Raw genomic sequence first — 17165 nt, forward strand, 5'->3', positions numbered from 1 at the left:
TAGTTTATCATGAAACGTCTTGACAAATGACATCAATTTCACCTTGGCATAATTACGTCCAAATTTTATGAGGATGTAAAGTTTTTAGCCTAAGATCCTCTATTTCAATAGGTGTTTGGATACCCTCTGAAAAGGTACCACATCCTCATCCATCTCACCACCAGTAAAAGTGAGTATCTTGTGTAGCTGACGCTTTGCTTTCGCTACACAAAACTGACTGAAGATAAAAATCTCACCGTATTTTTGACGGTGAGATTTAGTGTATATTCATTCTACATACAAATGAATAGATCAATTATGCCTAGGCATAATTGCGTCAGGAATCAGCTTTGTGCATAGGCCAACAGATGCTTTATAGCGAAGCGTCAGCGGTATGATGTTGGTCACTCAGTCGTTGACACAGGATGTGGTGTCCTTAGACTGAGTTCCTCTATTTCAAGGGTACCCGCTGAAAGAAGTTAAATAATATAAATCAATTCATCGTGCTCATTTTTCAAAATTGTATTTAAATCATCCCATACCTCATCAGGAAAGGAGTATTCTGACAGATTGCGAATTTCGATACCGTAAGCTACTTTAGGCTTTTCAATTCGATACAATGATAACAGTGCTCCGTCTTTAGTAAAAGAACGATAGGCACGCAAAAATTCAGGTGAAATAGAAGGAATACTCGATTTCACTTTCCGTCGCCAAAAACCAGTGCTACGCTCCTTTTCACGAATCAAACTGTTCAAAACATTCGCAATGAGTAAATCGAAATCACTTAAATGGCGAAAATAAATTTTAGTCATTTTCTCTAAATCTGAAGAATAGTAAACAAATTGATTTTGCAATTTATTAAAAAATGGTGAAGTTATCGGTTCCTTTTTATGACTTATGTAAAGCAATTCTCCTTGTTCCATCGGTGTTAGTTGGTCTAGCCTCTTCTCATCCATAAAGTCTATCCAACATAATTCTTTGGATTCAGTAGCTTTCTTTACAAACTGAGGTACTTCCTCCTCTGGTACATAATCAAACTGTGTATGCATATTAAAGGAACCATCTTCATAGGAATGTTTCAATAACAGTAAGTGATGCAGTGGTTCAAGTGCAGCCACAAATTGCGAGAATTTAAGCCCGCTAAAAATAACAAATTTATCGACATCATTCATATGAACATAAACATGATACATAAAATCGTCAGCTGACTTTAATTTTTTAGCCACAACCATCACCCCATTCTTCACTACATTATAAAACTAAACATGAATTTTTTGAAACATTTTATGTTAATAATCGTCATAACAATATTCACAGGCGTAAAAATGTTTTTTAAGGTATAATATGAATGTTAAAGATGCTGTTGTATATCTGTTTTTAACCACTCTGAATGAACAAATTTTTAAGAATATAATTCTATTCATTTTTACAAATAACTGCGAGGATTCTAAGCCAAAAGCAAGCATCGAACCTCATCGTTAACACACTTACTTCGGCATCAATATTTACCTCTTGACCTAAGGTGAATAACTCCTTATCAATTTATGCCGTGGCATAATTACGTCCGGAATCAGCTTTGTGCTTGGACAAAGAGCTCATTTCCGATTCAACTTCTTTCGCAGGTATTTGAAAAGTAGCTTAAATCCGCATGCATTTCACCACCGAAAGAAGTAGGAGACTTTTGTTGAAAGAAGTTAAATATATTTGATAGCATATTGAATTGGAATTAATTTGAATCAAATTTACTCATGAAGAGATACTATATTAATTTAGGTGGCTTGTATGGAAAATAAACGAAATTTCGCGAATCGTTTTGACTGGACGCTCGCTTTTATACTTTTAACCTTCCTAGTCATAAGTTTGTTAGCCATTGCGTCGGCGCAAACATCAGGTCAGTATGGCGTTAACTATGTTCCTTTACAATTGCGATGGTACGTCATTTGCTCAGTAATTATTGGAATAGTTATGTTTTTTGAACCTGACCAATATAAAAAAATGTCTTGGTATATGTACGGTGCAGGCATCGTCTTATTAGTACTACTTATCTTCATGCCAGAAGGAACAGGACAAATCGGTGAAAAAATTAATGGTGCAAAAAGCTGGTATCATACACCTCTAGGGAATATTCAACCCTCTGAGTTTATGAAAACCTTTTACATTCTAGCACTTGCTCGACTTATTAGTAAGCATAACGAGGTTTATTCTTTTAGATCAGTAAAAACAGACTTCATATTGCTAGGTAAAATCGCTGCTACACTGTTACTACCTTTAGCTCTTATAATGAAGCAGCCTGACCTTGGTTCAGCATTAGTATTCTTTGCCATTACAGCTGCTGTTGTTATTGTAGCAGGTATATCATGGAAAATTATTTTACCCACTTTTATAGGTGGCGCTTTAGTAGGTGGTTCTCTTTTATGGATGGCGCTCTATATGCAGAGTTTTTTAGAGAAAACATTCGGCTTTAAACCATATCAGTTTGCTCGAATCTATTCTTGGCTAGATCCATATTCATATTCTTCTAGTGATGGATACCATTTAATTACTTCCTTAAACGCTATTGGTTCAGGTGAAATTTTCGGAAAAGGTTTCCGCGGTCGTGAGGTTTACGTTGCCGAAAATCATACCGATTTTATTTTTACGGTTATCGGAGAAGAATGGGGTTTTATTGGTGCTAGTATCGTTATTTGTATGTTCTTTTTATTAATCTATCATTTAACAAAAACTACACTATTATTGAAAGATCCATTCTCAACATATGTATGTGCCGGTATTATTGCAATGATTACATTCCACGTACTTGAAAATATCGGTATGACTATTCAACTTTTACCTATTACCGGTATTCCCCTACCGTTTATCAGTTATGGGGGAAGTTCATTAATGGGGAACTCGCTAGCCATCGGTCTTGTTTTCAGTATGCGTTTCCACTATCGTACTTACATGTTTACTACTCACGATGATGATGATTAATGATGAATATAAAAAATGGGTAGTCTCAATTACGAGACTACCCATTTTCATTTGAACGAGTTAAGCTTGAACTTGCGGAGTTTGCGTTGGTGGTGTGAGCACTTTTAAAAGTTCAAGTCGAGACTTTGTTACAGTGGCTGTTACACCCAACTTAGATAAATTCGAAACGATCTTTTTCAAATCTACTTCTTTTTTCATACATTCCACCTCAATCTTTCCTCCAAGTTATATAACGTTATATTTCCAAAAAAGTTTCATTTTTGCAAGTGTATGATGTCTGACGAGTTAATCTCTTTCTATCATACCATTTAACTCTGCTTTAAAATTTTTCATTTCTGTTACAATGTAAATTTTTCCTTAACATACTATTTACCATCTTATCATCAACTATAACATGTTAATAAATGTAATTCTCTATAAACTTATTTACCACTAAATAGCAAAAATTAAACATAAAAAATCAAAATACCAATATACCCTCTAGTGGTATATCCCAGAGATAATTTAATACATTATGCGACAATCGATACAAAAAATTAAAAATGGAATGAGTCCATTTAGTTACTTTATAGCTCGTTATTAATTTTTAGTATCAATATAATTTCATTGTTAACAGTCTGCCGTTTTTTATACATTGTTTTAGCCTCTTTTCTCTACTGCACTTTCCCCAAGAAGTTTCCAAGTATAAACTCTAATCACTTAACATGGTATGCACCTTAGCAAATGTCATCCCCTACTTTTAGTAATGGGCCATTAAGCACTTAAATTGTTTTGTCTTCCGTTTTCTTGTAATAACAATAACAAGAGAGGTAGAATATACATACTAAAATATCGTATGAAAGCAGGGTACTGTATGAAAAAGGCAATTTTATTATTAATGTCTGTTCAATTCCTCGTCTACCTAGGATTCGGGATTATTATACCGGTCTTACCCGAGGTTGTAGTTCAGCAAAATTGGGATGATTTACACGTAGGTGGCCTACTTACAGTGTACTCGCTTGCAAGTTTTTTCACTGCACCATTTTGGGGTATGCTGTCCGATAAGGTAGGTCGTAAACAACTTATATTAATAGGCCTAGCTGGTTTTAGCTTAAGCTTTGTTATTTTCTCTTTATTTATTGATAATTTAGCAATGTTGTACTTCTCACGTGTTGTGGGCGGTTTATTCTCTGGCGCACTATACACATCTGTGACAGGCTTTGTAGGAGATATGTCGAGTGAGGAGGATCGCAATAAATATATGGGTTTCATGGGCATGTCCATCGGGCTCGGTTTTATTTTTGGTCCTGCAATTGGCGGTATGCTCGGACACTATAGCCTGCAACTACCATTTGTCGCTTCTGCAACACTAATTGCACTATTATTTATTTATGCAAGTTTTGTTTTAAAAGAACCTACAAAACGAAAAGATACAAATAAACGTACCATCGTGCCAAAGGGTGCGGCCAAAATGCTGCAGTACCGTGTGCGATATTTATTTATGTTCTCGTTTTTAGTAACTTTTATGCTGGCCGGAGTAGAAGCAACGTTCCAGTTATTCCAAATTGATCGAATACAAATCACACCGTTACAAATTGGTTATTTGTTTATGTTTAGTGGCTTTGTAGATGCAGCTATTCAAGGCGGTGTTGTTAGACGTATTAAAAATGGCAGCGAGACAACTTGGTTAATAGGTGCACAAATTGTCACAGCTACGGGTATGCTTTTATTCACTTTAACAGCTAATTTAATTATGGCGGGTTTTGCCCTTTGTGTTTTCACAGCGGGAAATGCGCTTGCAAGAACATGTGTCGTATCTCTTTCGACCAAAGAATCTGGTGGTCAATACGGGACTGCTGCAGGTCTTTCTTATTCAATGGATAACCTAGGACGCATACTAGGTCCACTATTCTTCACTTGGCTATTTACGATGCAATCTAGTCTAGGCTATTATACTGCAGCAGCAGTAGCATTCGTTTCAATAACTTTAATATTTATTTTTAAGGCATCAAATAAATCTTTACGACTTGAATAATTTATTGATAAAAAGCCGTAACTTAATAGTAATTCGAAGTTTATAGAACAACACAAGAAATATTGGACCCATTAATTAGGCCTCCGCGTAATTGCGTCCGGAATCGGCTTTGTACGAAAGCGAAGCGGCAGCGGCAAAAGGGTTTTATCTGCGCGAAAGCGAAGCGGCAGCGGCAAAAGGGTTTTATCTGCGCGAAAGCGAAGCGGCAGCGGCAACAACATGACGCAGGTTAGTTAGCCGTTTTATCGCATGGATGCGATAACGGCTAACTTCCTATGTGAACTCCTTTCCGATTTCCGTGACATCCGCCGGAGGCTTTGGGCCAACAGATGTTTTTTGCACGAAAGCGTAGTGCTAACGCTGCGTCAGCAATGTTTTTTTGACTGTGCGAAAGCGAAGCGGCAATAACAGCAAGATGTTGGTCACTCAGTCGTTGCCACGGACGTGGCGTTCTTAGACTGAGTTCCTCTATTTCAGCGGATGATTTCCTGCTGAAAAATGGCTTAAAACCGCATTCATTTACCACCTATAGAGGTGGAAGACATCTGTACCTGTCGCTACGCTTTCGGTCAATAGACATCTGTACCTGCCGCTACGCTTTCGGTTAAAAGACATCCCGCTAAAAGAAGTTATAGCAGAATATCGGAGGGCTCTGCATGAACAAAATAACAAATCTTTTACTTCCAAAAGAGCTAGAATCGTTTCGTTTTGAAATTGAAGACACACTACTTTCCGCGATGGTTATCACGCCATATAAACGTTCAACTACGTTAACAGAAAGTAAATTTGCTGGGGAGCCTTATATACCCTATTATCAAACATATCCAAAAGATATTACAGGTGAGCCTATGCGGCTATTAGCTCAAATTAACTTTGCAGAAATGCCACCACTAAAGGATTTCCCATCTCAGGGTATTTTGCAATTTTTTATTTCATCTAATATTTTCGTGAATGCTGATCATTATCATGAGGATATTTTCCAGCAATTTTATAAAATACGTTTTTATCCTACTGTAAATTTTGAAGCGACGGTCCCTAGACAGGAGTTTTTAGCACAAACAGCAGATGACAGTTTCCCTATCCGCCAGGAGTTAGCATTACAATTTCAAGCGATCCAAGAACCTGTATCTGCTTTAGATTATCGTGCGATACATTATTTACCAAACTTAATTCCTTCATCACAAGATGTTGATTTACGAGAGATTTATCTTCAATATTTCTTAGGGGCTGGAGCTAAAATCGGTGGTTATGCCTATTTTTTAGAGGAAGATATCCGTCGCGGATCGCAGCTCCTTAAACGGTATGATGTATTGTTACTCCAAATCGACTCTAATGATGAAATCGGTATTATGTGGGCGGATAGCGGCGTTGGGAAGTTTTTTATTAATCGAGAGAAGCTTCTTCAAAGGGATTTTTCTGATATTTTATTTCAATGGGAGCATTATTGATCCTCATTCGAAAAATGTAGCGGCAGCTTACAACAATTACGGAAAGGCGAAATTGATTTTGGATTACCTCGCTAGTTTCGGAGGTAATCCTTTTCCATGCTTACTAACAAAATTCGTATCTTCTTTCCACATATAAAGTAAGCTATACTAGATATATTGCGAAAATATAGTAAAGGCAGGTGTAGAAATGAGTATTTTTACTGACTTTGGATTTCTAGTATCTTTGATTATGTTTATCAATATTTTAGCAGCATTGGTCATAATTTTTTTAGAGCGTAAAGATGCCACTTCTACATGGGCATGGATTCTCGTACTATTTTTCATTCCTTTAGGTGGGTTTATTTTATACTTGCTATTCGGACGACAATTACGGAGAAAGCATTTATTCCGTTGGGAAGGACGCAAGGATATTGGTATCGATAACCTCATTAGCTATCAGACAGAAGCGATCCGAGATGGTACGTTCGAGTTTCGTATAGAAAATGCGGAAAATTATAAAGAAATGATTTATATGCATCTTAAAACAAATAATGCAGTATTAACACAGGACAACCACATTGATATTTTTGATGATGGCGCAAATAAATTTGAGCAACTTCTGAAAGATATTGAGGTAGCAAAAGATCATATTCACGTTCAATATTATATTTTCCGTCTAGATAACTTAGGTAAAAACATTATTGATAAACTTATAAAAAAAGCAAAACAAGGGGTTAAGGTAAGAATCTTATATGATGAAATGGGCTCACGCAACGTTAAAAAACGCCATTTCAAAGAATTGCTTAATGCAGGCGGTGAAATCGAAGTATTTTTCCCATCTATTTTTCCACTTATAAACCCTCGTTTAAATTTTAGAAATCACCGGAAAATTGTTGTGATTGATGGCCGTATTGGTTACATCGGGGGCTTTAATGTCGGGGATGAGTATCTTGGTCTACAAAAGAAATTTGGCTATTGGCGAGATACACATTTACGTATTGAGGGTAGTGCCGTACATCCATTACAAACACGCTTTTTACTTGATTGGAATCAAGCTTGTGCACAACATAAAATGGGTTATTCCGACCGTTACTTCCCCGCTATTCCGAAAAAAGGTGATGTGGGCTTACAAATCGTGTCTAGTGGCCCTGACTCTGAATGGGAACAAATTAAAATTGGTTATTTAAAGCTTATTAATATGGCGAAAAAATATATATATATCCAAACGCCATATTTCATACCCGATGTTAGTTTTTTAGAAGCTATTAAAATTGCGACGCTTTCAGGTATAGATGTAAGGATCATGATTCCGAATAAGCCTGATCATATGTTTGTTTATTGGGCTACATACTCATACGTAGGACAATTATTGCGTGCAGGTGCAAAAGTTTATATTTACGAGAAGGGCTTTATTCATGCTAAAGCAATTATTATTGATGATGAAGCATCTACAGTCGGAACTGCAAACCTTGACGTACGAAGTTTCAGTTTGAATTTTGAAATTAATGCATTTATCTATGACTCAACGATTTCACATCAGCTTGCCGAGCTGTTCGAAAAAGATATTTTTGATTGTACTGAATTAACTTGGGAAATGTACAAAAATCGTTCTGCACTGATTAAATTTAAAGAATCAATTTCACGTTTATTAACACCTATCTTGTAGAATGTAAAAAAGGAAGAGAGCTAGTTCATTAATTATGAACAACTCTCTTCCCTTTTTTATTTCACACCTAAATATTCTTCTAGGGTAATATTTTGTTTTTTTATGTCTTTTGCTATGTCTACACCAACATAACGATAGTGCCATGACTCATACATATAACCTGTGATATCTTCTTTATTTTTGGGGAATCGTAAAATAAAGCCGTAGTCTTGAGCATGCGTAAATAACCATTGTCCAGCTGGCGTCTCACCGAATTCTTCAGTTAGCCATAAACTATTTTTGCCGTTTTCCCCTATATCAAAGGCCAAACCTGTTTGATGTTCTGAATAACCTGGTCGAGCACTATAGCGATCAGCAGCAGCTTGCCCATCACGTTTAGCATAGTTATTATATAATGTTGTTTGATATTCAAAAGATCGATAGCCGCTAAATGCAACTAAATCAAAACCTTGTTGTTTTGCTGCCGCAAACATTTTGTTTAGAGCTTGACGTGCCTCAGGATTTTCTTCAGGCGCAAAGGTAGATGGTAACGGATATATTTTATTCGCTAATAAAATACCTTTAATATATGTCGGCTCAGTTGGTAATGTTTGATTTGGTACATAGCCATTTTTATCTGTCTTCTGCTCTGGCTTCACAGGATTATCTGCTGTTTTTTTCGGCTCTTCTTTTGCAGCTGGATCTTTTTTAGTTGGTTCTGCTGTTTGTTGTTTTTCTTCATCTGATGCATTACTTACCAGTTTATTTTTATAGTTATACACTACGAAAATAGAGACAATAAGCGCCACTGAGATTACAGCACCAAGGATGAGTGGTAAACGTTTCTTTTTCACTATTTTTTACCCCTTTTAAAGTTATCCAGTACTACATAGTAAGGATTTTCTTTTAAAGAATCAAATCTATTGTAGAAAGAACAGTCCTTCAGTAAGTACCGATACTAGTTTTTACTATATTGATATAGTCTCATTTTACCACTGTTCACAATTTAGAGTGTGGTTTTCACCAATTATTTTTAAACTTCTTTTCGCAATCAAACACCTTTACCTGTCGCTATAGAAAATAATTGCAGAAAGAAGTTTAAGCCTCCGACGGATGTCACGGAACTATGCCAAGGCAAATTGATTTTACTCTGTTAGTCTGTGAGAATAATAATAAACACTACTATAGAAGCAATTGAGAAAAAGATTGCCATGTACTTCATCCATTTTGCCTCTTTTACATAACCTTGCTCTTTAAAACTTTTTGTCCTAAAGCCATTCGATACGGCAAACATAATAGTCATTGCCAATACTGCAAAATTAAAATTACCCATAATAATAAATACGATAGCCGCAATACTAAAAATCGCGACTAGAATAGATGATAGCAACTTTATGTTCATCTTGCTGTCCTCCTAAAAAAATCGAGGCTACATAGGCGCCTCGACAAAGATTATTTTTTAGTTTACTTTTTCCGGATGCTCCGAATAAAATTTCCGACCGATATATGTTTGAATAATCAACAACGCACCGCTGACTGACCAGTAAAGTGGTAGGGCTGCCATAGATGTCATCGAGATAAAGACAATCATAATTGGTGAAATATAAATAAACATTTTCATTTGTGCTTTTTGTTGCTCTGGTACTGTCCATAATGATACACGTGCTTGAACTAAATATACAAGACCCGCGACAATTGTCATAGCGATATCAGGTGAACCTAAGCTAAACCATAAAAATTCGTGTGCTTTCACGTCTGTAGAATATAAAATGGAGAAATAAAGACCCATGATAATTGGCATTTGAATTAACATTGGTAAACAGCCCATGTTGAGTGGATTGATACCATGTTTTTGATATAATGCCATCATTTCTTGTTGATACTGCGTTTGCTCTTCTTTTGTCTTTGCTTCCTTCATCTTTTTCTGAACAGCTTCCATTTCAGGCTTAAACGCATCCATTTTCATTTTCATCTTTTGCTGGGAACGGTAATTTTTTAACATAATCGGCATTAAGATTAAACGAATAAGGACCGTAATAGCAATGATTGCTAAACCATAGCTACCTGAAAAAGTGTTACCGAAAAATTCTAATAAAAATTCCATTGGTTTTACAAAGACACTATAGAAAAAACCTTCTTTGTTTTGCACAGCTTGACAGCCACTAAGAACAAAAACGGCGAGTCCAAGCATTGAAAATAGCTTCAAATTTTTCATTTTTCCACCTACTATTATTTATCAACTAAAATGAAGTATACATTATCTGGCCTATCTTTATCAAATAGCAAGTGCTACTTATTCCATAGTATAAAAAAGATGCGAGCTTTAGCATCGCTAATGCGTCCGCATCTTTTTATTAATCTTATTTATTACCCATTGTGAACAATATTAGATATACTTCTGACTTTAGACGTTTTGAAGCTCTGATTCCGCCATCTCAAAACGATAAAACTGGTGATGTAGTTCATCTCGGAAATGTTTGGGTGTTACCCCAGTATATTTTTTAAAGATGCGGGTAAAATAACTTTGATTACAGAAATGGAATTGATCTGAAATAGAAGTAATACTTTTATTAGTGTGTCTTAGATAGTACTGTGACTCTTCTACTCGACGAACATTTAGATATTCAACTAGTGTAATACCAACATGTTCTCTAAAAATACGCGATAAGTGACTGGTACTAATATGGAAGTTATTTGCGATACTTTCCACTGTTAAGTCATTTTCTAATTCATCATTTATATACATAATTACTTTATTAACTGTCTGGTGACGGAAAGTCGGTTGCTTGCGATCTGCAATAAAATAGACAAAGAAATCGATTAAATCATCAGCGAATTGTAAAAATTCTGCGTCTTTCATTTGATTTTCGATCATATCATTACAAGCAATGTTAAAAGCAAACGCTTTCTTCGAAGGAACTTGATTGTCTAGCAATTTACGAGCAACAATTGACGACAAAACAGAAAAATAACTTCGGACAATTTTAATGACTTGTTTGCCAAAACGTATTGAAAGAATATCAATTAATTCATGCAAAGATTTTTTAGCTTTTGCCGATTCTAAATGGTAAATTTCAAATATTAATTTCGACTCAATATTAAAAAATTCTTCTATACCGATGTATTGATTAATACTATCGATTTCTTGAAAGTATCTTTTGGATATCGTTTCTGACATAGAATGTTGATGTAGTTGCATAATCTTCCCCATCTTTCTTCAGATTGCACGAATTGCTTTTACATTTTTTGACACCTATCTATTTCATATAAGAAAATAGTATTTCCTTAATAATTGTATGAATTGAGTCATATTTCACAATTATATAATTGAATATAACTTAAAAATAACCCAACTAAACCACTAGTTTACAAAAAAAATAGACTATAAAGTGAATTTTACCATATTCTGCGATTTCCTTTCAACCACATTTTGTCTCTCGCACTAGTTCTAATTTATCATATATACATAGTAGAAACTTCGTAAACTTATTTACCTATATTTAGATTTTACCATATACATACTAAAATGAATTAGTAATTATTTAAAATATGTTACAAATTATGTAATGGATTTTACAACTTTATATTTCATCAATCGACATTTCTCTTTTTTATTCCGAAATCTTCTCTATATAATTTATACGAATATGTAGTAAAATAGATGATAATACTATTTTTAAAAGTTTAGACGAGGTGTTAAAATTGGAACCAAAACAAATAGAAGAAATTATGGAAATTATTAAGGAGTTCTTCCCTGAGAATACTTCCATTGCAATTTCCGATACAAACGAATACTTGTACTACCAACCGAGTAAAAAAGTTGATTTAAAAATTAAACCTGGCGACCCGATTAAAGAAGGCTCTGCGGCTCATAAAGCGTTAAACTATGGACAAAAGATTAGCTCTTATATTGAACCTGATGTATTTGGAGTAGCCTATTACGGCATGAGTATTCCTTTAATGGAAGAAGGGGAAACAAAGGGTGCTATCACTGCAATCTTCCCACAAAAGCCGTCAGCATTTTTAACGAATTACATTACAATCAAAATTGACGATTGTTGGTACCCAATCAAGCATGATCAGGTCATTTATCTTGAAACACAGCTCCGAAAAACATTTGTTAAAACAATGAGTCGTGAAGGATATCACCGCTTAAACCTAAGTGATCTTGAGCTATTTTTAGCCCCTGACTCATTTATACGTTGTCACCGCTCTTATATCGTTAACATTGACTACATTGATGAAATTCAACCAGATTCACATTCAACGTTTTTATTAATCATGAAAGACGGTACCCGTATTCCTGTTAGCCAACGCTATGCAAGTTACTTCCGTCGTTCTTTAGGTTTCTAATTTTGTAAAGTACAGCGAGCAATTTTGATTGTTCGCTGTACTTTTTTCTTACTGTTCCTCACCACAATAGTTTGAAATGACATTGGTTAAAGCTCATCGGACGCCCCAGGAAGCTTTGCTCTGTGCGAAAGCGCAGTGTAACGAAGCGGCAGCAACAACAAAGGCCTAGCCAGAACGGAAATCACTTCTTTATTATTATTGTTATAAACTCTCTAAAAATAAAGCAACTCTACTTTAAACCGTTTTCTCTGTCAAAAATTCGTTTTTATGCTCATTTTTCCTCTTTTTACTCAATTTAATGCTATTTCTAAAGTTTTTGTGACAATTTGGTGATAGTATTATTCAAATGGTTGGAGTCATACTACAACTGAATAAACAGAAAATTCTTACACGTTTTTTCTAGTTTTGTAATCGGTTTCCATCAAACATTTTAGGGGAGGATTTTTTTATGGATGCAAATGTTCAAAAACGCCTAGGCTTAAAAGAACTTGAAAGTAAAATTGTTACTGCTGAAGAAGCTGCAGCACTGATTTCAGATGGTGATGTAGTTGGTATGAGTGGATTCACTCGTGCGGGGGACGCAAAAGTTGTTCCTATGGCTTTAGTAGAGCGCGCTAAAAACGAAAAATTCAAAATTGATGTATATACAGGAGCTTCTTTAGGACCTGAAGTAGATAAATACTTAGCTGATGCTGGTGTTATCCGCAAACGTGGACCATTCCAAGGAGATGCAACGATCCGTAATTTAATTAACTCAGGTGATGTCCTATATGTTGACGCTCATCTTTCACATAACGCTGAATTAGTTCGTCAAGGAATTATTGGACCAATTAAATATTTAATTCTTGAAGCTGTTGCTATTACAGAAGATGGATTTATTATCCCAACAAACTCTGTAGGTAACTCACCAATCTTCGCTGATTACGCTGAAAATATTATTGTCGAATTAAATATCTCTCATCCAGAAGCTTTAATAGGTATCCACGATATCTATGTACCAGGTGAGCAAGGTCAACGTGAAGCAATCCCAATGACTGATGCTATGCAACGCATTGGTGACATCGGTATTAAAGTAGATCCAGCTAAAATTAAAGCGATTGTTATTTCTGAAGAGCCAGATGCTCCTTCATTAATCGTTCCGCCAGATGAAGAAACACAAACAATGGCGAACATTTTATTAGACTTCTTCAGCGATGAAATTAAAGCTGGTCGCTTAACAAAACAATTAATGCCATTACAATCTGGTGTAGGTTCTGTTGCAAACGCTGTACTTGACGGCTTCGCAAATTCAGAATTTGAAGATTTAGTTGTTGCTTCTGAAGTACTTCAAGATGCTGTATTCAACTTAATTGATGCTGGTAAAGTTAAATTTGCAGCAGCTACTTCAATTACACTGACTGAAGAATTACAGAAAAAAGTATATGGCAACCTAGAGAAATACGCTGATAAAATTTGCTTACGTCCACAAGAAATTTCTAACCACCCAGAGCTTATCCGTCGTTTGGGTCTAATCTCAATCAACACTGCTCTTGAATTAGATATCTATGGCAACGTAAACTCAACACACGTATCTGGTACTCGTATGATGAACGGTATCGGTGGTTCAGGTGACTTTGCACGTAACGCACGTCTAGGTATTTTCGTTACTAAATCATACGCAAAAGGCGGCGCTATCTCTTCAATCGTGCCAATGGTTTCTCACGTAGACCACACTGAACATGATGTTGATGTAATCGTAACTGAGCAAGGTATTGCTGACTTACGTGGTCTTGCACCACAAGAGCGTGTACCTTTAATTATCGAAAACTGTGCACACCCAGATTACAAAGAACAACTTTGGGATTACTATAACCGTGCTCTAGAAGCAACTGGCGGCCATCAAACACCTCATATTTTAGAGGAAGCACTTTCTTGGCACGTAAATCTTGCTAAAAATAAAACAATGAAAAAAGAAGTTGCTAAAGCTTAATTTTCATCATTCAGAAACGCCTCATAAGTTAAAAAACTTATGAGGCGTTCTTTTTTTGTCGGGAATGGTATAATCAGTGTTGGACTATCTTTAAATACATAACTTTTCATCGGAGGAGCTATGAAGAAACTTATCTATTTGATTATATTCTTGTCATTTTTCGACCTATTTACCCAGCTTCCTATTATGAGTACATATGCTGAATCCTTAGGGGCATCAGCCTTCTTTACTGGCCTGGCTGTAGGTATGTATTCTCTTTCCAATACATTTGGTAATATTATCTCTGGTTTTTTAACGGATCGTAAGGGACCATTCGTTATTTTAATCTTAGGTCTACTAACAACAGGTCTTTCACTTACACTTTATAATTTAGTAGAAGATCCTATTGTTCTATTAGTAGTGCGCTTTGTACATGGATTAGTTGCGGGCTTAATTGTTCCTGCTGCATTTACCTTTTTAGCAAATGCAACTGAACAAGAAAAAAGAGGTAAAGGTAGTGCTATCTCTGGAGCTTTTGTTGGCATCGCCGCAATAATCGGCCCTGCCTTTAGTGGCATTTTAGCAAGTCGTACTAGCGTACCATTCGTTTTTAATATAACTGCAAGCTTTATGCTCTTGTTGAGTGTATTTTCCTTCTTTTTACTAAAATCAAAGCAAGTAAAAAAAGAAAAATCTACACCGATTACAAACATTCCTAATCATGTACTTTTTACTAATATAGGTACATTAAAAGCCTTCTCTAGTGCATTCTTTTTAATGTTTTCTCAAGGGGTTATTGCCTATCTCCTTCCTCTAAAAGTACAATCTTTAGGCTTTGATTCACGTTTAAGCGGGACTTTGATGAGTACATTCGGAATTATTGCTGTACTCGTATTTATTTTACCGACTAACCGTATTTTCGATAGAGTGGCACCAATTAAAACATTATCACTTGGTATAAGTTTAATGGGGATCAGTCAATTATTAATTAGTCAGGCGGATTCAAGTACGTTACTTTATATTGCAATGGCCTGCTATGGTATCGGTTTTGGCTTCCTGTTCCCATCAGTAAATTCACTTTTAATCGACTCTACGACTGCTGAAATCCGTGGAAAAGCCTATGGTTATTTTTATGCCTTCTTTTCACTAGGAGTTGTCCTAGGTTCCTCATTACTTGGATGGCTCTCACTAGGTATTGTCAGCGGCTTTATATTTACTGGAATTGTATTATTAGCATTTGCAACGATCATTATATGTACACAAAAAAGACCTTCTCATGTGAAATGAGAAGGTTTTGTTATTATTTATCTTTCTGAATTTCTCCATTGTAGTAATGGATACCTGTATGTCCTCCACCTTCAGCAACCATTTCGTTTGAAGCTATTTTTGTTGGGGACGTTCCAGCTTCTGTCGCTACTTCAGTCGATATACGCTCTGATATGTCTTTGTGCATCTCCATATTCGTTGTATTCAAATAAGATGCTAATTTAGATTTTGTACTATTGAGCATACTTAATGCTTTATCACGATTTTCTTTTTTACTTAAATAAGATGCTGCTACAGCTAACCCTGCAATTAAAACACCTGTTCTTTTTCCTTTTGCCATTATAAATCCCTCCCAAAAATATAGAAACTGGCTCTATATTATATCTTTTCCTTATTATTTGAGGACTAAACATAATTTTTATATACGTTACAGCATATATAAAAAGAGAGATCATCTATAATCCTTCGTCTCACCATATAAACAAAATTCATAGTAAGTCTGTATGTTCTCAGACATCGTTAATAAACCTCCTACTAAATTCTATTACAGGTATTTCTTGTTTATCACCAAAAATAAGGAATGCTATTTAAAGTACCCAATTGAAACTAAATTAAACCCCACGTTATGGTAAATATTTATGATTACAAAGGGCAGTTAAAGGGAAATAATGTATTAACACTAATAATTGGAGAGTGATTATCATGAAAGATTTGGACTCAGTATATGATTGGGTAGACATGGCTTCATTAGTAGGTGGGGCAGGCATCTTAACAGTACTAATTTATAGTATTTTACTGTAAGGAATAGCATAGATGATTTGCAAAAATCAATTATGGCTCGGCATAATCTCCGCTGTCGCACAAAAAAAACATGTATAGCTGGCGCTTTGCGCTTTTGCTACAGATAAACACAATGCGTCCGGAATCGAAAAAGGGTCCTGTACATCCGCCGCAAGCTCTAACTGCTTTATTTAACAAGCAAATTGCCTTATTTTTTATCCCGCATTAACGGGCAGTAAGTTTCACCATACAATTTTGCAAATAGATGAGATTAAACTGCCCGTTAACGCTCGATTGGCAGCGGGGATAAAAAAATCTCCACTGATTAGAGTTTCACTTTATCGTTTTACATCATTATAATCATTAGATTTTTCAAATGCAGCAACTACATACGAGCAAACAGCTTCCATTTTATAACCTTTCTCACGCGCATAAGCTGCAGCATGATCCAACAATTTTTTTGCCACACCTTGGCCACGGAGTTTATCTGATACATATGTGTGATCCATTATCATTACTTGCCCCTTTTGTTGCCATGTAATTTCCGCTAATCTTTCCCCTTCTTGCTCATAAACAAAAGCAAGCTTATTTTCTGCCAGCTGTTGTAATTGAAATTCCATTTCTCACCACTCCTTTTTATCATAGTAACATAGCTCTTTACACGTAACACTAAAAAAGCCCCCTATGAAAATGAGGGCACTGAAAAAGTCTATATCTTTTCACATTGCGAGGTATTCAACGATTAAATCGTTGAATACCTCGCTTTTTTCATTTGGCACTGTG

15 protein-coding genes are annotated in these 17165 nt (G+C 35.6%); 7 read left to right on the top strand and 8 right to left on the bottom strand.

Annotated elements, in window-relative coordinates; all coding sequences use genetic code 11:
* Positions 1-458: 458 nt before the first annotated feature.
* Complete coding sequence (locus ACIPKN_RS25650; protein ID WP_132361612.1) at positions 459-1211, bottom strand: hypothetical protein; 753 nt, start codon at positions 1209-1211, stop codon at positions 459-461.
* Positions 1212-1761: 550 nt separating this feature from the next.
* Here ACIPKN_RS25650 and ACIPKN_RS25655 point away from each other — a divergent pair.
* Positions 1762-2949 carry an FtsW/RodA/SpoVE family cell cycle protein gene (locus ACIPKN_RS25655; RefSeq protein ID WP_400941629.1) on the top strand — a complete coding sequence of 396 codons (1188 nt, stop codon included), beginning with the start codon at positions 1762-1764 and terminating at the stop codon, positions 2947-2949.
* A gap of 60 nt (positions 2950-3009) precedes the next feature.
* Here ACIPKN_RS25655 and ACIPKN_RS25660 read toward each other — a convergent pair whose 3' ends face one another.
* Complete coding sequence (locus ACIPKN_RS25660) at positions 3010-3147, bottom strand: Lmo0850 family protein (protein WP_166672133.1); 138 nt, start codon at positions 3145-3147, stop codon at positions 3010-3012.
* 655 nt (positions 3148-3802) lie between these two features.
* On the opposite strand from ACIPKN_RS25660, the gene ACIPKN_RS25665 reads away from it, so the two are divergent.
* From ACIPKN_RS25665 to cls, 3 genes are all read left to right on the top strand, one after another.
* Positions 3803-4963 carry an MFS transporter gene (locus tag ACIPKN_RS25665; protein WP_400941633.1) on the top strand — a complete coding sequence of 387 codons (1161 nt, stop codon included), beginning with the start codon at positions 3803-3805 and terminating at the stop codon, positions 4961-4963.
* 656 nt (positions 4964-5619) lie between these two features.
* Positions 5620-6411, top strand: a complete 792-nt coding sequence (locus ACIPKN_RS25670; RefSeq protein WP_400941635.1) for a YwqG family protein — start codon at positions 5620-5622, stop codon at positions 6409-6411.
* 187 nt (positions 6412-6598) lie between these two features.
* Positions 6599-8056 carry a cardiolipin synthase gene (cls, locus tag ACIPKN_RS25675; RefSeq protein WP_400941637.1) on the top strand — a complete coding sequence of 486 codons (1458 nt, stop codon included), beginning with the start codon at positions 6599-6601 and terminating at the stop codon, positions 8054-8056.
* Positions 8057-8112: 56 nt separating this feature from the next.
* Here the strand turns inward: cls and ACIPKN_RS25680 are convergent, their stop codons facing one another.
* The 4 genes from ACIPKN_RS25680 to ACIPKN_RS25695 form a co-directional block, all read right to left on the bottom strand.
* Positions 8113-8889 carry a M15 family metallopeptidase gene (locus tag ACIPKN_RS25680; protein ID WP_400941639.1) on the bottom strand — a complete coding sequence of 259 codons (777 nt, stop codon included), beginning with the start codon at positions 8887-8889 and terminating at the stop codon, positions 8113-8115.
* Between the two features lie 299 nt (positions 8890-9188).
* Positions 9189-9437: a hypothetical protein gene (locus tag ACIPKN_RS25685; protein ID WP_400941641.1), complete on the bottom strand. Its 249-nt coding sequence runs from the start codon at positions 9435-9437 to the stop codon at positions 9189-9191.
* A gap of 57 nt (positions 9438-9494) precedes the next feature.
* Complete coding sequence (yidC, locus tag ACIPKN_RS25690; RefSeq protein WP_323654700.1) at positions 9495-10250, bottom strand: membrane protein insertase YidC; 756 nt, start codon at positions 10248-10250, stop codon at positions 9495-9497.
* A 189-nt stretch (positions 10251-10439) separates the two neighbouring features.
* Entirely contained in the window at positions 10440-11234 is a 795-nt protein-coding gene (locus ACIPKN_RS25695; protein ID WP_400941644.1) for a helix-turn-helix transcriptional regulator, read from the bottom strand.
* Between the two features lie 503 nt (positions 11235-11737).
* On the opposite strand from ACIPKN_RS25695, the gene ACIPKN_RS25700 reads away from it, so the two are divergent.
* The 3 genes from ACIPKN_RS25700 to ACIPKN_RS25710 all read left to right on the top strand — a co-directional run bounded on the left by ACIPKN_RS25700 (position 11738) and on the right by ACIPKN_RS25710 (position 15623).
* A complete protein-coding gene (locus ACIPKN_RS25700; protein ID WP_132361594.1) occupies positions 11738-12388 on the top strand; it encodes a LytTR family DNA-binding domain-containing protein in 651 nt (216 codons plus the stop codon).
* Positions 12389-12836: 448 nt separating this feature from the next.
* Complete coding sequence (scpC, locus tag ACIPKN_RS25705) at positions 12837-14357, top strand: succinyl-CoA:acetate CoA-transferase ScpC (RefSeq protein ID WP_142508513.1); 1521 nt, start codon at positions 12837-12839, stop codon at positions 14355-14357.
* Positions 14358-14477: 120 nt separating this feature from the next.
* Positions 14478-15623, top strand: a complete 1146-nt coding sequence (locus ACIPKN_RS25710) for an MFS transporter (protein ID WP_400941648.1) — start codon at positions 14478-14480, stop codon at positions 15621-15623.
* Between the two features lie 13 nt (positions 15624-15636).
* Here ACIPKN_RS25710 and ACIPKN_RS25715 read toward each other — a convergent pair whose 3' ends face one another.
* Positions 15637-15942, bottom strand: a complete 306-nt coding sequence (locus ACIPKN_RS25715; protein ID WP_142508515.1) for a hypothetical protein — start codon at positions 15940-15942, stop codon at positions 15637-15639.
* 778 nt (positions 15943-16720) lie between these two features.
* Positions 16721-17002 carry a GNAT family N-acetyltransferase gene (locus tag ACIPKN_RS25720; RefSeq protein WP_142508516.1) on the bottom strand — a complete coding sequence of 94 codons (282 nt, stop codon included), beginning with the start codon at positions 17000-17002 and terminating at the stop codon, positions 16721-16723.
* Positions 17003-17165 lie beyond the last annotated feature (163 nt).

Source organism: Lysinibacillus sp. NPDC086135, assembly GCF_044746345.1.
Classification (GTDB): Bacteria; Bacillota; Bacilli; order Bacillales_A; family Planococcaceae; genus Lysinibacillus.

Coding starts and splice junctions, on each gene's coding strand:
- ACIPKN_RS25670 (WP_400941635.1), top strand. CDS start 5,620: ATGAACAAAATAACAAATCTTTTACTTCCAAAAGAGCTAGAATCGTTT.
- ACIPKN_RS25715 (WP_142508515.1), bottom strand. CDS start 15,942: ATGGCAAAAGGAAAAAGAACAGGTGTTTTAATTGCAGGGTTAGCTGTA.
- yidC (WP_323654700.1), bottom strand. CDS start 10,250: ATGAAAAATTTGAAGCTATTTTCAATGCTTGGACTCGCCGTTTTTGTT.
- cls (WP_400941637.1), top strand. CDS start 6,599: ATGAGTATTTTTACTGACTTTGGATTTCTAGTATCTTTGATTATGTTT.
- ACIPKN_RS25720 (WP_142508516.1), bottom strand. CDS start 17,002: ATGGAATTTCAATTACAACAGCTGGCAGAAAATAAGCTTGCTTTTGTT.
- ACIPKN_RS25650 (WP_132361612.1), bottom strand. CDS start 1,211: ATGGTTGTGGCTAAAAAATTAAAGTCAGCTGACGATTTTATGTATCAT.
- ACIPKN_RS25710 (WP_400941648.1), top strand. CDS start 14,478: ATGAAGAAACTTATCTATTTGATTATATTCTTGTCATTTTTCGACCTA.
- ACIPKN_RS25695 (WP_400941644.1), bottom strand. CDS start 11,234: ATGCAACTACATCAACATTCTATGTCAGAAACGATATCCAAAAGATAC.
- ACIPKN_RS25665 (WP_400941633.1), top strand. CDS start 3,803: ATGAAAAAGGCAATTTTATTATTAATGTCTGTTCAATTCCTCGTCTAC.
- scpC (WP_142508513.1), top strand. CDS start 12,837: ATGGATGCAAATGTTCAAAAACGCCTAGGCTTAAAAGAACTTGAAAGT.
- ACIPKN_RS25685 (WP_400941641.1), bottom strand. CDS start 9,437: ATGAACATAAAGTTGCTATCATCTATTCTAGTCGCGATTTTTAGTATT.
- ACIPKN_RS25660 (WP_166672133.1), bottom strand. CDS start 3,147: ATGAAAAAAGAAGTAGATTTGAAAAAGATCGTTTCGAATTTATCTAAG.
- ACIPKN_RS25655 (WP_400941629.1), top strand. CDS start 1,762: ATGGAAAATAAACGAAATTTCGCGAATCGTTTTGACTGGACGCTCGCT.